General features: G+C 68.6%; 14 protein-coding genes. 4 read left to right on the forward strand and 10 right to left on the reverse strand.

From position 1 onward, the window contains the following. Positions 1 to 16: 16 nt before the first annotated feature. The 4 genes from AVZ66_RS13295 to AVZ66_RS13310 are packed head-to-tail and all read right to left on the reverse strand — an operon-like array spanning position 17 to position 6,257. On the reverse strand, positions 17 to 1,036 hold the full coding sequence (locus AVZ66_RS13295) for an ABC transporter ATP-binding protein (RefSeq protein ID WP_058984554.1): 1,020 nt from the start codon (positions 1,034 to 1,036) through the stop codon (positions 17 to 19). Further along, entirely contained in the window at positions 1,033 to 2,877 is a 1,845-nt protein-coding gene (locus AVZ66_RS13300) for an ABC transporter permease (protein ID WP_394326156.1), read from the reverse strand. The genes AVZ66_RS13295 and AVZ66_RS13300 overlap by 4 nt, the downstream gene beginning before the upstream one ends. A 5-nt stretch (positions 2,878 to 2,882) precedes the next feature. Further along, positions 2,883 to 4,010 carry a thiamine ABC transporter substrate binding subunit gene (locus AVZ66_RS13305; protein ID WP_058984555.1) on the reverse strand — a complete coding sequence of 376 codons (1,128 nt, stop codon included), beginning with the start codon at positions 4,008 to 4,010 and terminating at the stop codon, positions 2,883 to 2,885. Positions 4,011 to 4,067: 57 nt separating this feature from the next. Further along, entirely contained in the window at positions 4,068 to 6,257 is a 2,190-nt protein-coding gene (locus AVZ66_RS13310) for a PKD domain-containing protein (RefSeq protein WP_058984556.1), read from the reverse strand. A gap of 151 nt (positions 6,258 to 6,408) precedes the next feature. Here AVZ66_RS13310 and AVZ66_RS13315 point away from each other — a divergent pair, with 151 nt between their 5' ends. Next, positions 6,409 to 7,425, forward strand: a complete 1,017-nt coding sequence (locus AVZ66_RS13315) for an AI-2E family transporter (RefSeq protein ID WP_058984557.1) — start codon at positions 6,409 to 6,411, stop codon at positions 7,423 to 7,425. Here AVZ66_RS13315 and AVZ66_RS13320 read toward each other — a convergent pair whose 3' ends face one another. Continuing rightward, complete coding sequence (locus AVZ66_RS13320; RefSeq protein ID WP_058984558.1) at positions 7,426 to 8,253, reverse strand: sulfurtransferase; 828 nt, start codon at positions 8,251 to 8,253, stop codon at positions 7,426 to 7,428. Between the two features lie 209 nt (positions 8,254 to 8,462). Between AVZ66_RS13320 and AVZ66_RS13325 the strand changes: the two genes are divergently transcribed. From AVZ66_RS13325 to leuS, 3 genes are all read left to right on the forward strand, one after another. Beyond that, positions 8,463 to 9,317 carry a sulfurtransferase gene (locus tag AVZ66_RS13325; RefSeq protein ID WP_058984559.1) on the forward strand — a complete coding sequence of 285 codons (855 nt, stop codon included), beginning with the start codon at positions 8,463 to 8,465 and terminating at the stop codon, positions 9,315 to 9,317. Between the two features lie 252 nt (positions 9,318 to 9,569). Beyond that, the gene (locus AVZ66_RS13330; protein ID WP_058984560.1) at positions 9,570 to 10,199 is read left to right on the forward strand and encodes a hypothetical protein; all 630 of its coding nucleotides are present in this window, start codon (positions 9,570 to 9,572) and stop codon (positions 10,197 to 10,199) included. A 119-nt stretch (positions 10,200 to 10,318) separates the two neighbouring features. Beyond that, complete coding sequence (gene leuS / locus AVZ66_RS13335) at positions 10,319 to 12,979, forward strand: leucine--tRNA ligase (RefSeq protein ID WP_058984561.1); 2,661 nt, start codon at positions 10,319 to 10,321, stop codon at positions 12,977 to 12,979. A gap of 125 nt (positions 12,980 to 13,104) precedes the next feature. Here leuS and AVZ66_RS13340 read toward each other — a convergent pair whose 3' ends face one another. The 5 genes from AVZ66_RS13340 to AVZ66_RS13360 form a co-directional block, all read right to left on the reverse strand. Further along, complete coding sequence (locus tag AVZ66_RS13340; protein WP_058984562.1) at positions 13,105 to 13,503, reverse strand: Hsp20/alpha crystallin family protein; 399 nt, start codon at positions 13,501 to 13,503, stop codon at positions 13,105 to 13,107. Positions 13,504 to 13,612: 109 nt separating this feature from the next. Continuing rightward, positions 13,613 to 14,419, reverse strand: a complete 807-nt coding sequence (gene pheA / locus AVZ66_RS13345) for a prephenate dehydratase (RefSeq protein WP_058984563.1) — start codon at positions 14,417 to 14,419, stop codon at positions 13,613 to 13,615. Positions 14,420 to 14,476: 57 nt separating this feature from the next. Further along, positions 14,477 to 15,901 (reverse strand): dihydrolipoyl dehydrogenase, encoded by a 1,425-nt coding sequence (lpdA, locus tag AVZ66_RS13350; protein WP_058984564.1) that lies wholly within the window; start codon positions 15,899 to 15,901, stop codon positions 14,477 to 14,479. Beyond that, positions 15,901 to 17,373: a dihydrolipoamide acetyltransferase family protein gene (locus AVZ66_RS13355; protein WP_058984565.1), complete on the reverse strand. Its 1,473-nt coding sequence runs from the start codon at positions 17,371 to 17,373 to the stop codon at positions 15,901 to 15,903. The genes lpdA and AVZ66_RS13355 overlap by 1 nt, the downstream gene beginning before the upstream one ends. 1 nt (position 17,374) lies before the next feature. Then, a complete protein-coding gene (locus AVZ66_RS13360; RefSeq protein ID WP_058984566.1) occupies positions 17,375 to 18,352 on the reverse strand; it encodes an alpha-ketoacid dehydrogenase subunit beta in 978 nt (325 codons plus the stop codon).

An 18,352-nucleotide genomic window follows, 5' to 3' on the forward strand; every position in this document is an offset into this window, starting at 1 on the left:
GCACGAATCCCGAGACTCACAGTAGCGTTGCGTCTTCGGGGCGGAACCCGAGCACTGCGTCTCCCGTCGGCGGCTCGTCCCGGGTCTTCACGAGCACTTCCCTCCCGTCCCAGTCGCAGTGCGCGCGGTAGGCGTCGCCGAGGAACTCCACGCTCTGTACCCGCACCCCGAACTGATTCTGTTCGCAGTCGAAGTGGAGGGACTCTGGGCGGACACAGACCGTCGCTCGTCCGTCGAAGCGTTTCCCAACGTCGAGCTCCGTCTCGCCCACGCGGACCGAACACCCCTCCGTTTCGACTGGAGGTTTCCCGTCGAAGACGTTGTTGTCGCCGACGAACTCCGCGACGAACCGCGACGCCGGCTCTCGGTAGACCTCTTCCGGCGTCCCCACTTGCTCGACGCGGCCCGCGTTCAACACGGCGACGCGGTCCGAAATCGCCAGCGCCTCACTCTGGTCGTGCGTGACGTAGACGGTCGTAATCGACAACTCCGACTGAATCTGTTTGACCTGCACGCGGAGGCGCTCCCGGAGGCGGGCGTCCAGCGCGCTCATCGGCTCGTCCAGCAGGAGGACGTCCGGCTCCGGCGCGAGCGCGCGAGCCAGCGCCACGCGTTGCTGTTGGCCGCCCGAAAGTTCCCCGGGGTCGCGGTCGCCGAACTCCGCCAAGTCCACGAGTTCCAGTAGCTCCGCGACGCGCTCGTCGGTCGTCTGCCCCGCGGGCGGGTCGCGGAACCGGAGGCCGTACGCGACGTTCTCCGCGACGGTCATGTGCGGGAACAGCGCGTAGCTCTGGAAGACGATGCCGACGTCGCGGTCCTCCGGCGGCGTGCCCGCCACGGAGTCGCCGCCGAAGCGCACGTCGCCGGCGTCCGGCTGCTCGAAGCCCGCAATCAGGCGCAGCGTCGTCGTCTTCCCGCACCCCGAGGGGCCGACGAGCGTGAAGAACTCGCCGTCCTCGACGGCCAGCGAGACGTCGTCGACGGCGGTCGTCGCGCCGAACTCGCGGGTCACGCCGTCCAGTTGGAGGCTCGTCACGGTCGGTACTTCCCCCCCACGCGGTCGATGACCACGAAACTGGCGGCTGTCACCGCGAGCAGAATCGTCCCCATCGCGGCTGCGGGCCCGACGCTCGGGCCCGCGGCGCGGTCGACGAGGTAGCGCTTCAGCGCCACGGGCATCGTGTACGCGTTCTCGCCCGCGAGCAGCACGGTGGCGTCGAACTCACCGATGCTGAGCGCGAACGCGAACGCCGCGCCCGCGAGCACGCCCGGCCACACGAGCGGCAGTTCCACGTCGTAGAGCGCCCGCGCTCGGCTCGCGCCCAGCGCCCGCGCGGACTCCACCAGTCGGTCGTCGACGGCCGAGAGCATCGGCGTGACGTTCCGCACCACGAACGGGTAGCCCGCGATGGCGTGCGCGGCGACGACGACCGCGCTCCCGACGACGCTGACGCGGTAGCCGAACAGCTCCACGCCGAACACCAGCGACTGCAGCATCCCGAACCCGACGACGATGCCGGAGACGGCGATGGGCGCCATCAACACCGCGTCGACGACCTTCCGGCCGCGGCCGCCGCGCGCGGAGAACGCCGCGATGACGACGCCCATCGGGAGCGCGAGCGCGAGCGCGCCGACGCCGAACAGCAGCGAGTTCCGCACCGCGACCGACGGCTGGGTGCGACTCCCGGCCTGCCGTTCGAGGAGGAACCGCCACCACTCCAGCGTCGGATTCTCGAGGCCGCCGACGCTCGCCAGCACCATCGACGCCAGCGGCGCGAGGAACACGAGCGCGACGACGACGCCGTAGACGCCGATGCCGGCGCGCACGAGCGCGCCCCGCACGTCGACGTCCGCGAGCGCGAACAGCCGCTCCCGGGAGAGCGCGGTCCCCGAACCGCCGGCGGCGCGCTTGGACTCGTAGCGCAGGTAGACGTACGTCAGCGCCAGCGAGACAACCGTCTCCAGCGTCGCGAGCGCGGCGGCGGACTCCACGTCGAGTTGCTGGACGCGGGCGTACAGCCACACCTCCACGGTCGCCAACTGGAGGCCGCCCAGCCCCAACACGATGGGAAACGTCATGAACGTGAACACGAACGTCAACACCGCGCTCGCCGCCAGCGCCGGCAGCAGTTGGGGCGCGACGATGTCGCGGAACGCCCGCAGCGGACTCGCACCCAGCGAGCGCGCCGTCTCGACGGCGCTGGCGTCGACGTTCTCCCAGGCCGACGTGACCATCCGCGTGACCAGCGGCGCGTTGTAGAACGCGTGCGCCAGCACCACGACTTTCAGCGTGTACAGTAGTTCGACCGTTCCCAGTCCGAGCGCCGTCAGGACGCCGTTGAGCGTGCCCTGCGTGCCGAACGTCGCGACGAACCCCACGACGACCATGATGGAGGGGAGCACGAACGGCAGGATGGTCAGCGACTGCAGCGTGCGCCGACCCGGGAACTCGAAGCGCGCGAGCACGTACGCCCCCGGCAGGCCGAGCGCGACGCTCGCCACCGTCGACAGGAACGCCTGCCACGCCGTGAACCCGAACAGCCCCTTCCGGACGTCCGGATAGCTCACCCACGCCTCGGGCAGCAGACCGGACCACTCAGCGTGGACGCGCACGCTCGCCAGCCACGCGAGCACGTCCCCGGGTACCTGCGCCGGGTGGGCGAACAGGCCGTGCGCGGCGCCCATGTAGAACTCGCTGGCGAGGACGTCCCGAATCGGCGCGGCGGCGTCCCCGAACGCCTCCACGAACACCGTCCACACGGGGTAGTAGAAGACGACGCCGAGCACGAGCAGCGTGCCGGCACCCACGACTGGCAACACCAGTCTGCTCGCGTCGTCGGCGAGTCGGTCCGTCGCACTGGACAGCCGGTCGGTCACGCGCGTCAGTTACTCGCGACCAACTGCGCCCACGACTCGGTCCACTCGTCGAGGTTCCCCGCGAGCTCCTCGTACGTGAACGTGACCGGCTCGGGCGGCTCCTTGGCGTACTCCGCGTACCCCTCGGGCAGCGACGCGGTGGTCGTCGCGGGAATCTGGACGTTCTTCTGGGCGACGTTCGCCTGCGCGTCGTCGGTGAGCACGAAGTCCACGAACTCGGCGGCGGTCTCGGGCCGGTCGCTGTCCGCGAACCGCCCGACCGTCTCGGGGTTGGCGTACCCTTGGTCGTTCAGGAAACTGACCTGGTGGTGGGGGAGTTGCTCCTCGCTGTGGTAGTACACCTGGTCGGTGGAGTAGGAGACGACCATCGGGCGCTCGTTCGCGAGGAACGCGTCGTAGGCGGGCTGCCAGTCGTCGAGCACGCGCACGTTGTTGTCGAGCAGTCCCTCCCAGTAGTCGAGATAGCCATCTGGGCCCTTCTCGTGAATCGTCCAGAGGAGGAACGCCAGTCCGGGGTCGCTGGACTGGGCGTTCTGCGCGAGCAGCGTCCCCTCGTAGGCGGGTTCGAGGAGCGCGTCGAACGTCTCCGGGTTGTCGATTTCGGTGCTGTCGTAGACCGGCGTGATGTACCCCGTGTCGTAGGCGACGACGCGGTTCTCCGGGTCGACCTCCAGGCTCTCCTTGACGTCGCCGTCGTTGTCGAGATCCGCGCGCAGGTCATCGAAGAGGTCGCTGTCCGGGAGTTGCTGGTCGACGCGCACGAGGTCGGGCGTGTTCAGGCCGACGAAGAGGTCGGCGTCGATGCCCGCGTTCTGGTCTTTGCGCCGGATGTACTCGCTGATGCCGTTGCTCGGCGCGGTGTACTCGATTTCGGTGTCGTGGTCGGCCTCCCACTGGTCTTTCAGCCAGCGACCCGCGGTCCCCTCGTCACCGAAGAAGGAGTCGTAGGTCGCGATTGTCAGCGGACCCGTCGGCTCGCTCGTCGTTTCGCTGGTCGTGCCGCTCGTCGTCCCGCCGGTCGTCGTGCCGCTGGTCGTGTTGTCCTGTTCGCCCTCCTCGACCTGCAGGCAGCCGGCGGTCAGTAGTCCCGCGACGCCGGCACCGGCCGTCTTGAGGTAGTCACGCCGTCTCATTACCCGGTTGTTTCTTGGTGTGGTAGAAAAGGCCGTCGTTTCCCGCGGTTCCGGCGGTTACTCCCGCAGCGCCAGCGCAGCGGCCGCGACGAGCACGAACAGCCCCGATACGACGCCGAAGCCCGGCGCCTCACCGGGACTCTGCGGCGGCGCGATGTCCGCACCCGGGTCCGCTGTCGTCGTCGACTCGGACGTCGTGGGCGCCGCCACCTCGGTGCTCGTCGCTGTCTCCGTCGCTCGCTCGGTGGTCGTCACCGTCCCGGTCGTGGTTTCGGTCGGTTCGGTCGTCTGCTCCGTTGTCGTGGTCGGCTCGGTCGTCGGCTCACTCGTCGTCAAGTCGTCGACGCCACCCGAACCGCCCGGGTCGTACGGGTCGCTGTCGCCGCTGTCGCCGTTGCCGTCGTCGCTCGTCGTGGTTGTGGAGCCCGTCGTCGCTCCCTCGATGGTCGTCTCGTCCGTCACCGTCACCGACATCGACGCGGTGTCCCTGTCGCCGGACCCGTCGTCGGCAGTCAGCGTCACCTCGTACGTTCCGTCGCCGGCGTAGGTGTGCGTGACCGTCTTCCCGGTGGCACTGCTTCCGTCACCGAACGTCCACTCGTAGTCAACGTCCCCGGTCGCGTCGGAGACGGACGACGGCGAGAGCTGTACGCTCTCGTCTTCCTCGACGGTCTCGGTGTCGTTGAGCGCTACTGAGAGGTCAGCGGTTTCGACGGTGAGCGCGTTCGTGTCCGTCGCGTCCTCGTTGCCCTGTCCGTCGCTGGCCGTGACCGTCGCGTTCCAGTCGCCCTCGCTGACGTTCTCCCCGACAGTCACGTTCGCGGCGTACTCGTCGCCGTCCTCGTGTGCGAGTTCGACAGTGCCCGCGTCGAAGCCCGCGAGGTCCGCAGTCACGGTGCCGACGTCGCCCGTGACCGTGGCGTTCACGCGCACCTCGTCACCGGGCGAGACGGTGCCGTTCCCGTCGGTCACGTCCGTGAGATTCGCGGCTTCCACGTTCGGCACCACGTCGTCGACGCTCGCGGTGTCCTCAGTACCGGGTGACACGCTATCGCCAGCAGACGACGCGGACTCCAGCGTCGCCGTGTACTCGCCGTCCGTCGACCTGTTGTACGTCGCCGTGTACGCGTACGGGCTCGTGCCCGTCTCCGCGAAGTCCGAGAGCGTGAGCGTCGTGTTCTCCGGCCCCGACAGCGAGACATCCAGCGACGAGAGGTCGTGGTTCGTCGTGACGTTCACCGTCACGTTCTGCCCGCCGGTCGCATTCGCCTCGAACTCTTCGACCGACAGCGGGTCGGGGTAGCTGGAGACGCCCGCGACGCCGGCGCTCTTTTCGGCACTGACCGAGTCACCGCTCTCGTCCCTGATCTTCCTCGTTGTTCCGTTTATGTACGTGTATGCCAGGTCGCTGTTCTGCAGGTGGACAATTTCGAGGTCCCCGTCCCCTGCCCAGTCCACGCCCGCTATCGGGGTCTTTTTTGTGTTGTTGCTGGAGTCCCGGAACTGGTCGGTCGTTCCGTTGGCGTTCACGACTTCGGGGTATCCGCTGCCGTCGATTGCGGGCACCCAGTAGGATCCGTCCTGGTAGATATCCACCGGGGCGCCGGCCGCGCCCTTGTCGCCGAAGTTCTGGTACGACACCTCCGTCGCACCGCTGCTGTTGTAGTAGTGTAGCGTCTTCGAGGTTCCGATGTATACAATCTCGCGTTCGCCATGTCCGTCGAAGTCGACGGCGCCGAGGAGCCCCGATGCCTTCTCGTCGGAGATCTGTGCCGTACCGGATACGTTCGCGTACCGTAGGTGTTTGCTGTCGGCGTCCGCGTACAGCACTTCCGGGATTCCATCGCCCGTCCAGTCGTCGACGCCGAGACTGGTTTTCGAATACGGGACGTTATCCGCGAGGTCATGCGTCTCGTTGTTCGCGTCGACCGCTTTGAGATCCCCGTTGCTGGTCACATACGGGGCTTCGAGCCGACCGTCGCTGTCCAGGTCAGCCATCGGGCCGACGTGTTCGGCGTCCGCACCGCTGGTCCGGACGCTCGTCCCGTTAGCGAGCATGAACGTGACGTTGTCGTTGTCGACGTAGACAAACTTGACTACGTTCGATTCCCCCGTCGGGTCGGTAGCCGCCGAGCTTCCCGCCACCGACCCGACGCCAGCCGCAGTCGCGGCCGCGACGAGTAGTAACGCGACTCCGACGGCCACCACCCGCCGTAGGATCGCGTTGCCGCCCCCACTGTCAGTCATATTGAATACACGACGTTTCTCGCGGAAAGGGATTATTGCCAGATTTCTAGGACTGGGGCCTGAGACGGCCACTAAGACTAAAAGAGGGTGTGGGGTCTGGGCGGGACCGCCGCGCCGAACGCTTTTGCCAGCGCCCGCGGTAGTTCGTTGTGTGCCCCCGTCACGAACCACCACGCTAGCCACCGTCCTCGCCGTGCTCCTCGCCGCCGCCGCGCTGCTCCTCGGCGCCGTCTTCGGGACGGTGTTCTTCGCGGTCACGGTCGCGTACCTCCTCGTGCCGATTCACCGCCGCGTCCAGCGACTCGGCCTGCCGCCGTGGTGGTCGAGCGCGACCACTGCCGCGCTCGCGTCGCTGGCGGTCCTCCTCCCAGTCTCCGCCGGTCTCTACGTCCTCACGGACCGCGCCGGCGGCCTCATGGACGCCCTCGAAGGGCTGCCGGAGGTCGTGACGCTGGCGTTCTACGGCTACGAGTACCCAATCGAAGTTGGCACCGTCACCGACATCGCGCTGTCGTTCCTCGCGGAGTTCGCGGTCGACGCCGCCGTCGCGCTCCCGGAACTCGCGCTGAAGTTCACGCTGTTCGGGATGGTGGTCTTCGGACTGTTGCTCGCCCACGAGGACGCCGAGCGCGCGCTCATCGCGACGGTTCCCGGCGCCTACCACGACGTCGTGCGGTCGCTGGCTCGGCGCGCCAGCGCGACGCTGTACGCCATCTACGTGCTGCAGGCGGTGACCGCGCTCGCGACGACTGTCGTCGCGCTCCCGGTGTTCCTCGCGCTCGGCGTCCCCTACCCCGTCACGCTCGCCGCGCTCGCGGGCATCCTCCAGTTCATTCCCATCGTCGGCCCGTCGCTGGTCGTCGGCGCCGTCGCACTCTACTGGGCGAGCATCGGCAACGTGTCCGGCGCAATCCTCGTCGTCGTGGTCGCGGGCGTGCTGGTGGCGTGGCTGCCCGACGTCATCGTCCGCCCACGGCTCTCCCGGCGGACCGCCGACCTCCCGGGGAGCCTCTACTTCGTCGGGTTCACAGGCGGCCTGCTCACCGTCGGCCCCATCGGCATCATCGCGGGGCCGCTGGTCGTCGCGCTCGTCGTCGAGGCCGCGAGCCTGCTCGCGGACGAGCACCGCGGCACGCAGTCGTCGCTGCTCCCCGAGGAGTGGCCGTGACTACTCGACTGGGTGGCCGCGCTCGGTCCAGTCCGTGAGGCTCCCCTCGTAGAACGCGACGTCCGGGAAGCCGAGCCAGCGCAACACGACGAACGTGTGGCTGATGCGGCGCGCAGTGTTGCAGTAGAGGACGACGCGCTCGTCGGGCGTGACGCCGCGCTCCGCGAGCAGACTCTCGATTTCCCCGCGGGGCTTCAGGCCGCGCGTCTCGTCGTCGACGACTTCCTTCCAGTCGAGGTTCACCGCGCCCGGGATGTGGCCCTCGGCGTACTCCTCGGGTTCGCGGGTGTCGACGACGACAGCGTCGGGGTCGTCCGTCGCCGCGAGCACGTCGTCGGCGTCCACGAACACGCTCTCGTCGGGGTCGCCCGGCTGGTAGTCGGTCGGCGTCACGTCCGGCGCCTCGTCGGTAGTCTCGTGGTCACGCAGCCACGCGCTGTAGTCACCGTCGAACAACCGCAGGTCGTCGTGGCCGTAGTACAGCGCAGTGACGAGGAACCGCGCCGCGAACACGCCGTGCGTGTCGTCGTACGCGACGATGGTGTCCCCGCGTTCGATACCGGCTTCGCTCAACAGCGCCGCCCAGTGGTCGCGCTCGGGCATCATTCCCTCGGGGTCTGCTCGCGGGTCGCTTCGCTCCCCGTTCGCACGTTCCGCGTCGCGTTGCGACGCGTGCCCATCGGCCCGGAACTCGTCGAAGGGAACGTTGACCGCGTCCGGGAGGTGGCCGATACCGTCGTACTCCCACGCGTCGCGAACGTCCACGACGGCGACGTCGTCGATGTGTTCGGCGAGCCAGTCCGCGGACGCGACCCATTCCTCGCTCATGACCACAGCGAGGAGTTCGCGCGCCTTAGCCTCCCTGCTGTCGCCGTCGCTCCTAGATACCAGAACTTCTTGCCGATTGATTGCCGGACTCGCGGCGAGGCACTCGGGTAGTGGCCACTCCACCGGAAACAATTGCTGGTAAACTCGATGCCCGGGGGAACCTGCCGGCGTAGCCGGTAGTTATGGGGCCGCGTGTTGTACGAACGTGTATGGCAGAATACGCCAAAGACGTACTCGTCACTGCGGACTGGGTCGAGGAGCACCTCGACGAGTTCGAGAGTGACGACCCCGAGTATCGACTCGTCGAAGTCGACGTCGACACGGAGGCGTACGACGACGAACACGCCCCCGGCGCAATCGGCTTCAACTGGGAGACCCAACTGCAGGACCAGACGCAGCGGGACATCCTCGAGCAGGACGACTTCGAGGACCTCCTCGGTAGCCACGGCATCACCGAGGACTCCACGGTCGTCCTCTACGGCGACAACTCCAACTGGTTCGCCGCCTACGCCTACTGGCAGTTCAAGTACTACGGCCACGACGACGTGCGCCTGCTTGACGGCGGCCGCGAGTTCTGGGTCGAACACGACTACCCGACCACGGACGAGGCCCCTGACTTCTCCGAGCAGACCTACGAAGCCGGCGGCCCGCGCGAGTCCATCCGCGCGTACCGCGACGACGTCGAGAAGGCCATCGACCGCGGCGTTCCGCTCGTCGACGTTCGCAGTCCCGAGGAGTTCAGCGGCGAAGTCCTCGCGCCGCCAGGACTCCAGGAGACCGCCCAGCGCGGCGGCCACATCCCGGGCGCGAAGAACATCTCGTGGGCGGCCGTCACGAACGACGACGGCACCTTCAAGACCAGCGACGAACTCGAAGCGCTCTACGCCGAGGAAGGCATCGACGGCGACGGCACCACCGTCGCGTACTGCCGCATCGGCGAGCGCTCGTCGGTCGCGTGGTTCGCGCTCCACGAACTGCTCGGGTACGACGACACCGTCAACTACGACGGGTCGTGGACCGAGTGGGGCAACCTCGTCGACGCCCCCATCGAGACGGGCGAGTAAGGTCACGAGCGAGACCGAAGGCGAGTAACCCGGACACCACTCACTTTTTCGCGACGCCCGCCGCGTAGCCGCTGCACTCCCCGAGAACGGCCACAAGGGGTTTTGCACGTCCTCCGTTAGCACCACTCGGGTGTCCCCTTCCCCCGGGTCCCCACCCGACTCCCCCTCGTCGGGCCGCACTCCCCCACCGCGGCCCGCATTTCGTTCGCCGCGACGACAGCATACAAGCCACGGGAGCGCCTACGCCGTGGTATGACCCCCAGCGAGTTCCTCGACGCCGTCCGCGACGACAACGAGACCGCGCTCTCCCGACTCGGCTCCTCGAAGTCCCTGTACGCCGCTACCGGCGGCGAGATGGACGCCGGCCCCGTCCTCGAAGCCGCCGCCGACGCCGAGTACGTCGCCGCGCAGACGTTCCACGCGTGGGCCGACAGCGAGGACCACGACGCCGCCCGCGACGCCTTCGAGACCACTGCCAGCGAGGAGGACGACCACACCGACGCCGTCCTCGCCGAACTCGACGACTACCAGCCCGACGACGACGCCACCGGCATGCAGGCGTATCTCCGCGGCCTCGACGGTACCGTCGAGCGCGCCGGCGCCCTCCTCGGCCGTATTCTCGCGACGGAGAAGTCCAAAGAACAGCTCACGGGCTTCTTCGTCGGGCAGGCCGACCCCCAGACTGCCAGCGTCTTCCGCGGCCTCAAGGGCGACCTCGACGACCAGCGCGAGCGCGCGCTCGACCTCCTCGAAACCGTCTGCGAGGACGACGCCGACTGGGACGCCGCGAAGGACGCCGCCGACGGCGCCATTCAGGCAGCCTACGACGAGTACACCGAACAGCTCGAATCCATGGGCGTCAACCCCAAGCCCGTCTGCTGACGCGCGCTGTCGGTTCGCAAACGCCGACACTCCACTACATTTCCCTTCTCGCCGCCGCTCGCGTCGGTGCCCGGATGGAAAGGTATAGGGCGCCGACCCGCCGAAACACGCACAAGCAGATGAGCGAAGAGAGTTACGACCACGAGGCCGTCGAGGCCCGCTGGCAGGCGGCTTGGGACGACGCGGACGTGTACCGCACGCCCGACGACGCCGAGGACCCGACGTACGTCCTCGGAATGTACCCCTACCCGTCGGGGAAGCTCCACATGGGGCACGTGCGCAACTACACCATCACGGACGCGTACGCCCGGTTCCGCCGGATGCGCGGCGACGACGTCCTCCACCCGATGGGGTGGGACGCGTTCGGCCTGCCCGCGGAGAACGCGGCCAAAGAGCGCGACACCAACCCCCGCGACTGGACGCTGGACTGCATCGACACGATGCGGGACCAGATGGAGTCGATGGGCTTCGGCTACGACTGGGAGCGCGAAATCACCACGTGTACGCCCGAGTACTACCAGTGGAACCAGTGGCTGTTCCGACGCTTCCACGAGGAGGGTCTCGTCGACCGCCGGGACGCGGACGTGAACTGGTGTCCGTCCTGCGAGACGGTGCTCGCCGACGAGCAAGTCGAGGGCGAGGCGGAACTGTGCTGGCGCTGTGACACGCCCGTCGAGCAGCGCGAACTCTCCCAGTGGTTCCTCGAAATCACGCAGTACGCCGACGAACTCGTCGACGGCATCGACGAACTCGGCGGCTGGCCGGACTCCGTCCGGCAGATGCAGCGCAACTGGATCGGCCGCCAGCACGGCACTCGGCTCACCTTCGAAATCGAGGGGCGCGGCGAGGTGGAGGCGTTCACGACGCGCGCGGACACCGTCTACGGCGCGACGTTCTTCGCGCTGGCACCCGACCACCCCATCAGCGAGGCGCTCGTCGAAGACGACGACGACATCCGCGAGTTCGTCGAGCAGGAGGCCGACCCGGACGGCGACGAACCGAACGGCGTCCGCACCGGCCTCACCGCGACCAACCCCGTGACCGGCGCGGAGATTCCCGTGTTCGTCGCGGACTTCGTGCTCTCGGACGTCGGCACGGGCGCGCTGATGGGCGTCCCCGGCCACGACGACCGCGACCACATCTTCGCCGAGAAGATGGGCGTCCCCATCGAACCCGTCGTCGCGCCCGAGCCCGACGACTGGGACGGCGAGACGGCGCCGGACGCGCCCGACGTACAGGAGTCGGCGTTCACCGAGGACGGCGTGGTCGTCAACTCCGGCGACTACTCGGGGCTGGACAGCGAGACCGCCCGCGAGCGCGTCACCGAAGACCACGCTGCCGCCGAGTTCGCGAAACAGTACCGCCTCCGCGACTGGGGCATCTCTCGGCAGCGCTACTGGGGGACGCCGATTCCGGTCGTCCACTGCGACGACTGCGGCCCCGTCCTGGTGCCCGAGGACGACTTGCCCGTGGAACTGCCGGAGTTCGTGAACACCACCGGCAACCCGCTGGACGCCGCCGACGAGTGGAAGCAGACCACCTGTCCCGAGTGTGGCGGCGACGCCACCCGCGAGACGGACACGATGGACACGTTCGTCGACTCCTCGTGGTACTTCCTGCGCTACGTCTCCCCCGGCTTCGAGGACGCGCCGTTCGACCTCGAACGCGCGAACGACTGGATGCCCGTCGACCAGTACGTCGGCGGCATCGAGCACGCCGTGATGCACCTGCTGTACTCGCGGTTCTTCACGAAGGTGCTGGCCGACGAGGAGGACCTCGAACACCGCGAACCGTTCACGAACCTGCTCGCGCAGGGAATGGTCCAACTGGAGGGCGAGAAGATGTCCAAGTCGAAGGGCAACGTCGTCTCCCCGCAGGACATCGTCGACGAGTACGGCGCCGACACCGCGCGCCTGTTCATGATGCAGGCCGCCCAGCCCGAACGCGACTTCGACTGGAGCGAGGAGGGCGTCCGCTCGACGAACCGCTTCCTCGCCCGCGTCAAGGAACTCGTAGAGTCGTACGATAGCGAGGCTGGCGATGGCCCCGCCGACGGCGTCGCGCAGTACGTCGCCGCTGAAACCGACGCCGCCGTCGCCGTCGCCACGCCCGAGTACGACGACCTCGCGTTCAACGTCGCGCTCCGCGAGGCTCAAGAACTCGTGGGGACGCTGCGCCAGTACCGCGACTACGCCGACGCCGTCCACGCGGAGACGTTCGAGCGCGGCCTGAACGTCGCCGTCCGCCTGCTCGCGCCCGTCACCCCGCACCTCGCGGAGGAACTGTTCGAGGAACTCGGCGGCGACGGCTTCGCCGCGGAGACCGAGTGGCCCGAGACCGACGTCGACCGCGACGCCGCGGAGACCCGGCGCAGTCTCGTGGAGAACACCCGCGAGGACGTCCGTCAGATTATCGAGGTGGCGGGCATCGAGAACCCCGAGCGCATCGACGTCGTCGTCACGCCCGAGTGGAAGTACGACGCCCTCGGCATCGCCGTCGAGAGCGACGCCGACAACCTCATCTCCGAGTTGATGCAGGAGTCCCACATTCGCGAGCAGGGCGACGACGCCGCCGACTACGGCCAAGAACTGCAGGCCGAGCGGGAGGCGCTGTCGCTGACGCTCGCGCCCGACGAGGAGTACGACGCGCTGTCCGCGGCCGCGTGGCTCGTCGAGCGCGAGTTCGACGCACCCGTCCGCGTCGTCCACGCCAGCGACGCCGACGACGGCGTCGCGGCGAAGGCCGAACCCGGCCGCCCCGCCATCGACATCGAGGAGTAACCGCGCTCCGCTTGCTCACGGCTCCCTGCGGTCGCCGTTCACTAACGCGGTTCTCGCTCACTGCGTTCGCTCTGAACCGCGCTTCGCTCGAACGCCGGTAGCGCCGCGGAAAACGAGCCTGCCAGCTACTCGATGTCGACGCGCGTGGACTCCTCGCTGGCGTGGGACTTCGGCAGTTCGACCGTCAGCACGCCGTTCTCGAAGCCCGCGGTCGCGCCCGATTCGTCGACCTCCTCGGGGAGCGTGACACTCCGGGAGAGCGAGCGCTTGCTGCGCTCCCGGCGCACGTAGTTGTCGTCGTCGACGGCGCTCTCATCCTCGTGGCGCGCGTCGATGCGAAGCGTCCGTTCGTGAACCTCCACGTCGATGTCGTCCTTCTCGTAGCCCGGGAGGTCAGCCGTCACGACGAACGCCTCCTCGTCGTCCCGAACGTCGACCGCGAGGCCGCCGGCAGCGCGCTCGCGCGCGTCGTTCATTTTGTCCAGCAGTCGCTCCAGTTCGTCGAAGGGGCTGTTTCGGTCCATGTTCGACGAATCGCCGCGACTCCTAGAAAAAGTTCCGGCCGGCAGGTCAGAATCCGAGGACGAACCGAGTTACCGCTGCAAGCGTCCGCGACCGCTGGAAAAAGTGGGTTTAGACGACGTGCTCGACGTCGTAGGAGCCGAGGCGACGCACCCATCCTTTCTCGGCGATGGCTTCGATGTCGTCGAGCGCTCGCTGGGTGCGTTGTTCGTAGAGGCCGGCGTCGACATCGATGTGGAAGAGGTAGTCGCCGAGGCGTTCGCCGCTGGGGCGGGATTCGACGCGGGAGAGGTTGATGTCGCGGTCCGCGAACGGTTCGAGGAGTTCCAACAGCAGTCCCGGGTAGTTGGCGTTGGGGTAGACGACGAACGAGGATTTGCCGCCGGCGTCCGAGCGCTCGCTGGGCGGCGCGATGACGAAGAAGCGCGTGGCGTTGCTGGTCTGGTCTTGGATGTCGCCGGCGACGACCTGCAGGTCGCCGTCCGCGTTGTCGGGGTGGGCGATGCCGGCGACGCTGGCGTCCTCGCGCGCGATTTCGACGCTGCGCGCGGTGGACGCGACGGGTTCGCGGTCGGCGTTCGGGTAGTTCTCGTCGAGGTAGGTACGGCACTGCGCGAGCGCCTGCGAGTGGCTCGCGACGGTGTCGAACTGGTCGCTCTGCGCGATGAGCGCGTGCCGGATCGGTGTGACGATTTCGCCGACGACGGCGAGGTCGACCTCCGAGAGGGCGTCGAGGGTCTCCGTGACCGAGCCCTCGATGCTGTTCTCGATGGGGACGACGCCGCGGTCGGCGTCGCCGTTCGCGACCGCGTCGGCGATGGCGCGAACGGACTCCACGAAGGAGATGCCGTCGTCGGTGACGGCGCTCGCCGCGCGGTGGGAGTACGTGCCGGTCGGACCGAGCGTGACCGTTTCCATGCGCTCGTGTACGCGACGGAGACGGGAAAAGACCACCGGGGCGCCAGTGCGCGCCGGCTACCGGTTCAGCGTGTGGATGGCGTGGCCGAGCGCGTGCTCGGCGGCCTCCATCGTCGCCTCCGACAGCGTCGGGTGCGTGTGGATGGTCGAGGCGACGTCTTCGAGCGTGGCGCCCATCTCGATGGCGAGGCCGAGTTCCGCGACGAGTTCGCTGGCTTCCGGCCCGACGATTTGCGCGCCGAGCAGGAACCCGGAGTCCTCGTCGGCGACGACGCGGACGAACCCGTCGTCGTTGCCCGTGGTCAGCGACCGGCCGCTCGCGCGGAACGGGAACGTGCCGACCGCTGGCTCGAAGCCCTCCTCGCTGGCTTCCGCCTCGCTCATCCCGACCGTCGCGATTTCGGGGTCGGTGAACACCGCCGCGGGGACGGCCTGGTAGTCCAGCGCCGCGGGCTCGCCGGCCGCGACTTCCGCCGCGACGATTCCCTCCTTGCTGGCCTTGTGCGCGAGCATCGGCCCGGGCGCGACGTCACCGATGGCGAAGACGTTCTCGACGGCCGTGCGCGCCTGGTCGTCAGTCTCCAGTCGGCCGTCGTCGTTCGGTTCGAGGTCGATTGCGTCCAAGTTCAGCGTGTCCGTGACGGGTTCGCGCCCGACCGCCACGAGCACCTTCTCGGTGTCGAACTCCGTGAGTTCGCCGCTCTCGTCCTCGGCCGCGACGACGATGCCGTCGCCGGACTCCTCCCAGTGGTCGGCGGCGAGCCCGAACTCGAAGTCGATGCCGAGGGACTCGGCGCGCTGTTTCACGGGCTGGGTGAGGTCGTCGGGATAGCCCGCCAGCGCCTCGTCGAGCATCTCCACGACGGTGACGTCGACGCCGAGCTTCGCGAGCACGGTCGAAATCTCCATGCCGATGTAGCCCGCGCCGACGACCACGATGGAGTCCGGGAGTTCGTCCATCGCCAGCGCCTGCCGCGAGTCGAGGACGGGGTCGGCGTCGAACTCGAAGCCCGGCACCTTGATGGGGCGCGACCCGGTCGCGACGACGCAGTGCTCGTACTCGATGGTCTCCGAGCCCTGCCCGTCGCCGCTGTGGACAACGCGGAGCTTGTCGCTGCCCGCGAACTCCGCGCGCCCCTCCACGAGGTTGACGCCGTTGGCCTTGCAGAGCTTCTCGACGCCGCCGGTGAGCTGGTCGACGACGCCGTCCTTCCACTCGACCATCTCCCCGAAGTCCACGTCGGGGTCGGCGTAGACGCCCATCTCCTCGGCGTTGCCCGCGTCGTGGGCGACGTCTGTCGCCGTAATCATCGCCTTCGAGGGGATGCAGCCGTAGTTCAGGCAGGTGCCGCCGTAGGCGTCCATCTCGACGAGCGTCGCGTCGAGGCCGAGCTGTGCGGCGCGAATCGCCGCGACGTAGCCGCCCGGCCCGCCGCCGACGACCGCCACGTCCGTTCCAGTGGATACGTCTCCAACAACCATTATTCGAGTAGCAGTAGTTCGGGGTCAGTCAACCGCTCCATCACGTAGTTCGTGAACCGCGCGGCCTCCGCGCCGTCGATGACGCGGTGGTCGATGGACAGCGACAGCGGCAGCGTCTGCGCCGCCCGCACCTCGCCGTCCTCGGCGACCGGCCGCTCGTCGATGCCGCCCAGCCCGAGAATCGCGGTCTCGGGGTAGTTGATGATGGGCGTCGCGTACTCGCCGCCGACCGCGCCGAAGTTCGTGATGGTGAACGTCCCGCCCTGCATCTCCTCGCGGGAAATCGAGCGGTCGCGGGCCTTCGCCGCGAGCTCGTTCACCTCCTCGGCGATTTCGAGGATGGACTTCTGGTCGACGTGCTTCACGACGGGGACCATCAGGCCGTGGTCGGTCGCCACCGCGATGCCGACGTTGTAGTCCTGCTTGAGCGCGATTTCCCCGGCCTCCTCGCGGAGTTCCGAGTTCAGAATCGGGTACTCCTCGAGGCCGGCGACGACCGCCTTCAGCACGAACGGGAGGTACGTGAGCTTCACGTCCTGCTCGGCGGCGCGCTCCTTGAGTTTCGCGCGCGTCGCCACGAGGTCGTCGATGACCGCGGTGTCGTGGTGCGTGACGTGGGGCGCGGTGTACTTCGACTCGGCCATCTGCTCGCCGATGCTGCGGCGGACGCCGCGGTACGGCTGCGTCGTCTCGCCGCCCTCGACGAACTCGCGGTCGGGCGCGCTCGCCGTGGCGCCGCCCTGGGCCGCGTCGCCGCCCTCGGCGTACGCTTGGACCGCTTCGGCGGTGACGAACGCCTCGCCGTCGCGCTCCTCGCTGGCGGGCACGTCGTCGATGTCAACGCCGAGTTCCTTCGCGAGGCCGCGCGTCGCGGGCGCCGCCAGCGTCTTCTCTCGGCCCGCCGGCTCCTGCCCGCCTGCGCCGCCCTCAGTGTAGTCGGCGGCCTGCTCGCCGACCGGCTCCACGGCCGAGCGCACCTCGTCCGGCGGCTCATCCTGTGGCTCGGTCGCGTGGCCTTCCGCCGCCGCGCGCACGTCGCCCTCGGTCACGCGACCCGACGGCCCCGTGCCCTCCACGGAATCGAGGTCGACGTCGAGTTCGCGCGCGAGTCGACGCACGCTCGGCGGCGCGAACGTCCTCGTCGACGCCTTCTCTGTCGCGGACTTCGACGCCGACTCGGGCTCCTCGGTGGCCTCCTCGCCCGCCGACTCGTCCGCCGCTTCGGCGGCTTCGCCCTCCACGTCGAAGGTGACGATGACGTCCCCGACGGGCACCACGTCGCCCGCCTCGAAGTGGAGTCTGCGGACGGTGCCGTTCACCGGAGCGGGGACCTCCACGACCGCCTTGTCGGTCTCCACCTCGGCGACCGGCTGGTCCTCGGAGACGGTGTCGCCCTCCTCGACCAGCCAACTGACGATTTCGCCCTCCGCTACGCCCTCGCCGACGTCCGGTAGCTTGAACTCTCGTGCCATCTCAGAACTCCACGGCTTCTCGGATGCCGTCCTCGATGCGTGCGGGCTCCGGCAAGTAGTAGTCTTCGAGCGCGGCCAGCGGGAACGGCACGTCGAACCCCGTGACGCGCTGAATCGGTGCCTCCTGGTGGAGCAGCGCCTCCTCCTGGAGCGTCGCCGTAATCTCGGCGCCGACGCCCGCGGTCCGCGGCGCCTCGTGGACGATGGCCGCACGCCCCGTCTTCTCGAAGGACTCGACGATGGTCTCCTCGTCGAGCGGACTCAGCGTCCGGAGGTCGATTACCTCCACGTCCACGTCGTCCGCCATGTTCTCTGCGGCTTCCAGCGTCGGCCGGGTCATCGCGCCCCACGTGAACACGGAGACGTCGCTGCCCTCGCGGCGCACCGCGGCCTCCCCGAGTTCGACCTCGTAGGGGCCGTCGGGCACCTCCTCGCGGAACGCGCGGTAGATTTTCTTCGGCTCGAGGAAGATGACCGGGTCCGGGTCCCGAATCGCCGCAATCAGCATCCCCTTCGCGTCGTGGGGCGTGCTCGGAATCGCGACCTTCAGCCCGGCCTCGTGGACGTAGAACGCCTCCTTGGACTCGGAGTGGTGTTCGGGCGCGCGGATGCCGCCGCCGAACGGCGCTCGCAACACCATCGGGCACGTGAACCGGCCCCGCGAGCGCGTCCGCAGCCGAGCCATGTGGCTCACGATCTGGTCGAACCCGGGGTACATGAACCCCGAGAACTGGATTTCGGGCACCGGCTTCAGGCCGTACGCGGCCATCCCGATGGCGGTGCCGACGATGCCGGACTCCGCCAGCGGCGTGTCGATGACGCGCTCGTCGCCGAACTCGTCGTAGAGTCCCTCGGTCGCGCGGAACACGCCGCCGTTCTTCCCGACGTCCTCGCCCATCACGAGCACGTCGTCGTCTTCGGCCATCTCGTCGCGGAGGCCGTCCCGTACCGCCTGCACTAGCGTCAAGTTCTCTCCCAT

It is taken from the genome of Halobacterium sp. CBA1132 (assembly GCF_001485535.1).
Taxonomy (GTDB): domain Archaea; phylum Halobacteriota; class Halobacteria; order Halobacteriales; family Halobacteriaceae; genus Halobacterium.

Excerpts from the sequence above, each read along its gene's own strand:
- AVZ66_RS13330 (WP_058984560.1), top strand. The coding sequence starts at position 9,570 with ATGACCCCCAGCGAGTTCCTCGACGCCGTCCGCGACGACAACGAGACC.
- AVZ66_RS13310 (WP_058984556.1), bottom strand. The coding sequence starts at position 6,257 with ATGACTGACAGTGGGGGCGGCAACGCGATCCTACGGCGGGTGGTGGCC.
- AVZ66_RS13360 (WP_058984566.1), bottom strand. The coding sequence starts at position 18,352 with ATGGGAGAGAACTTGACGCTAGTGCAGGCGGTACGGGACGGCCTCCGC.
- AVZ66_RS13325 (WP_058984559.1), top strand. The coding sequence starts at position 8,463 with ATGGCAGAATACGCCAAAGACGTACTCGTCACTGCGGACTGGGTCGAG.
- pheA (WP_058984563.1), bottom strand. The coding sequence starts at position 14,419 with ATGGAAACGGTCACGCTCGGTCCGACCGGCACGTACTCCCACCGCGCG.
- lpdA (WP_058984564.1), bottom strand. The coding sequence starts at position 15,901 with ATGGTTGTTGGAGACGTATCCACTGGAACGGACGTGGCGGTCGTCGGC.
- leuS (WP_058984561.1), top strand. The coding sequence starts at position 10,319 with ATGAGCGAAGAGAGTTACGACCACGAGGCCGTCGAGGCCCGCTGGCAG.
- AVZ66_RS13320 (WP_058984558.1), bottom strand. The coding sequence starts at position 8,253 with ATGAGCGAGGAATGGGTCGCGTCCGCGGACTGGCTCGCCGAACACATC.
- AVZ66_RS13305 (WP_058984555.1), bottom strand. The coding sequence starts at position 4,010 with ATGAGACGGCGTGACTACCTCAAGACGGCCGGTGCCGGCGTCGCGGGA.
- AVZ66_RS13355 (WP_058984565.1), bottom strand. The coding sequence starts at position 17,373 with ATGGCACGAGAGTTCAAGCTACCGGACGTCGGCGAGGGCGTAGCGGAG.
- AVZ66_RS13340 (WP_058984562.1), bottom strand. The coding sequence starts at position 13,503 with ATGGACCGAAACAGCCCCTTCGACGAACTGGAGCGACTGCTGGACAAA.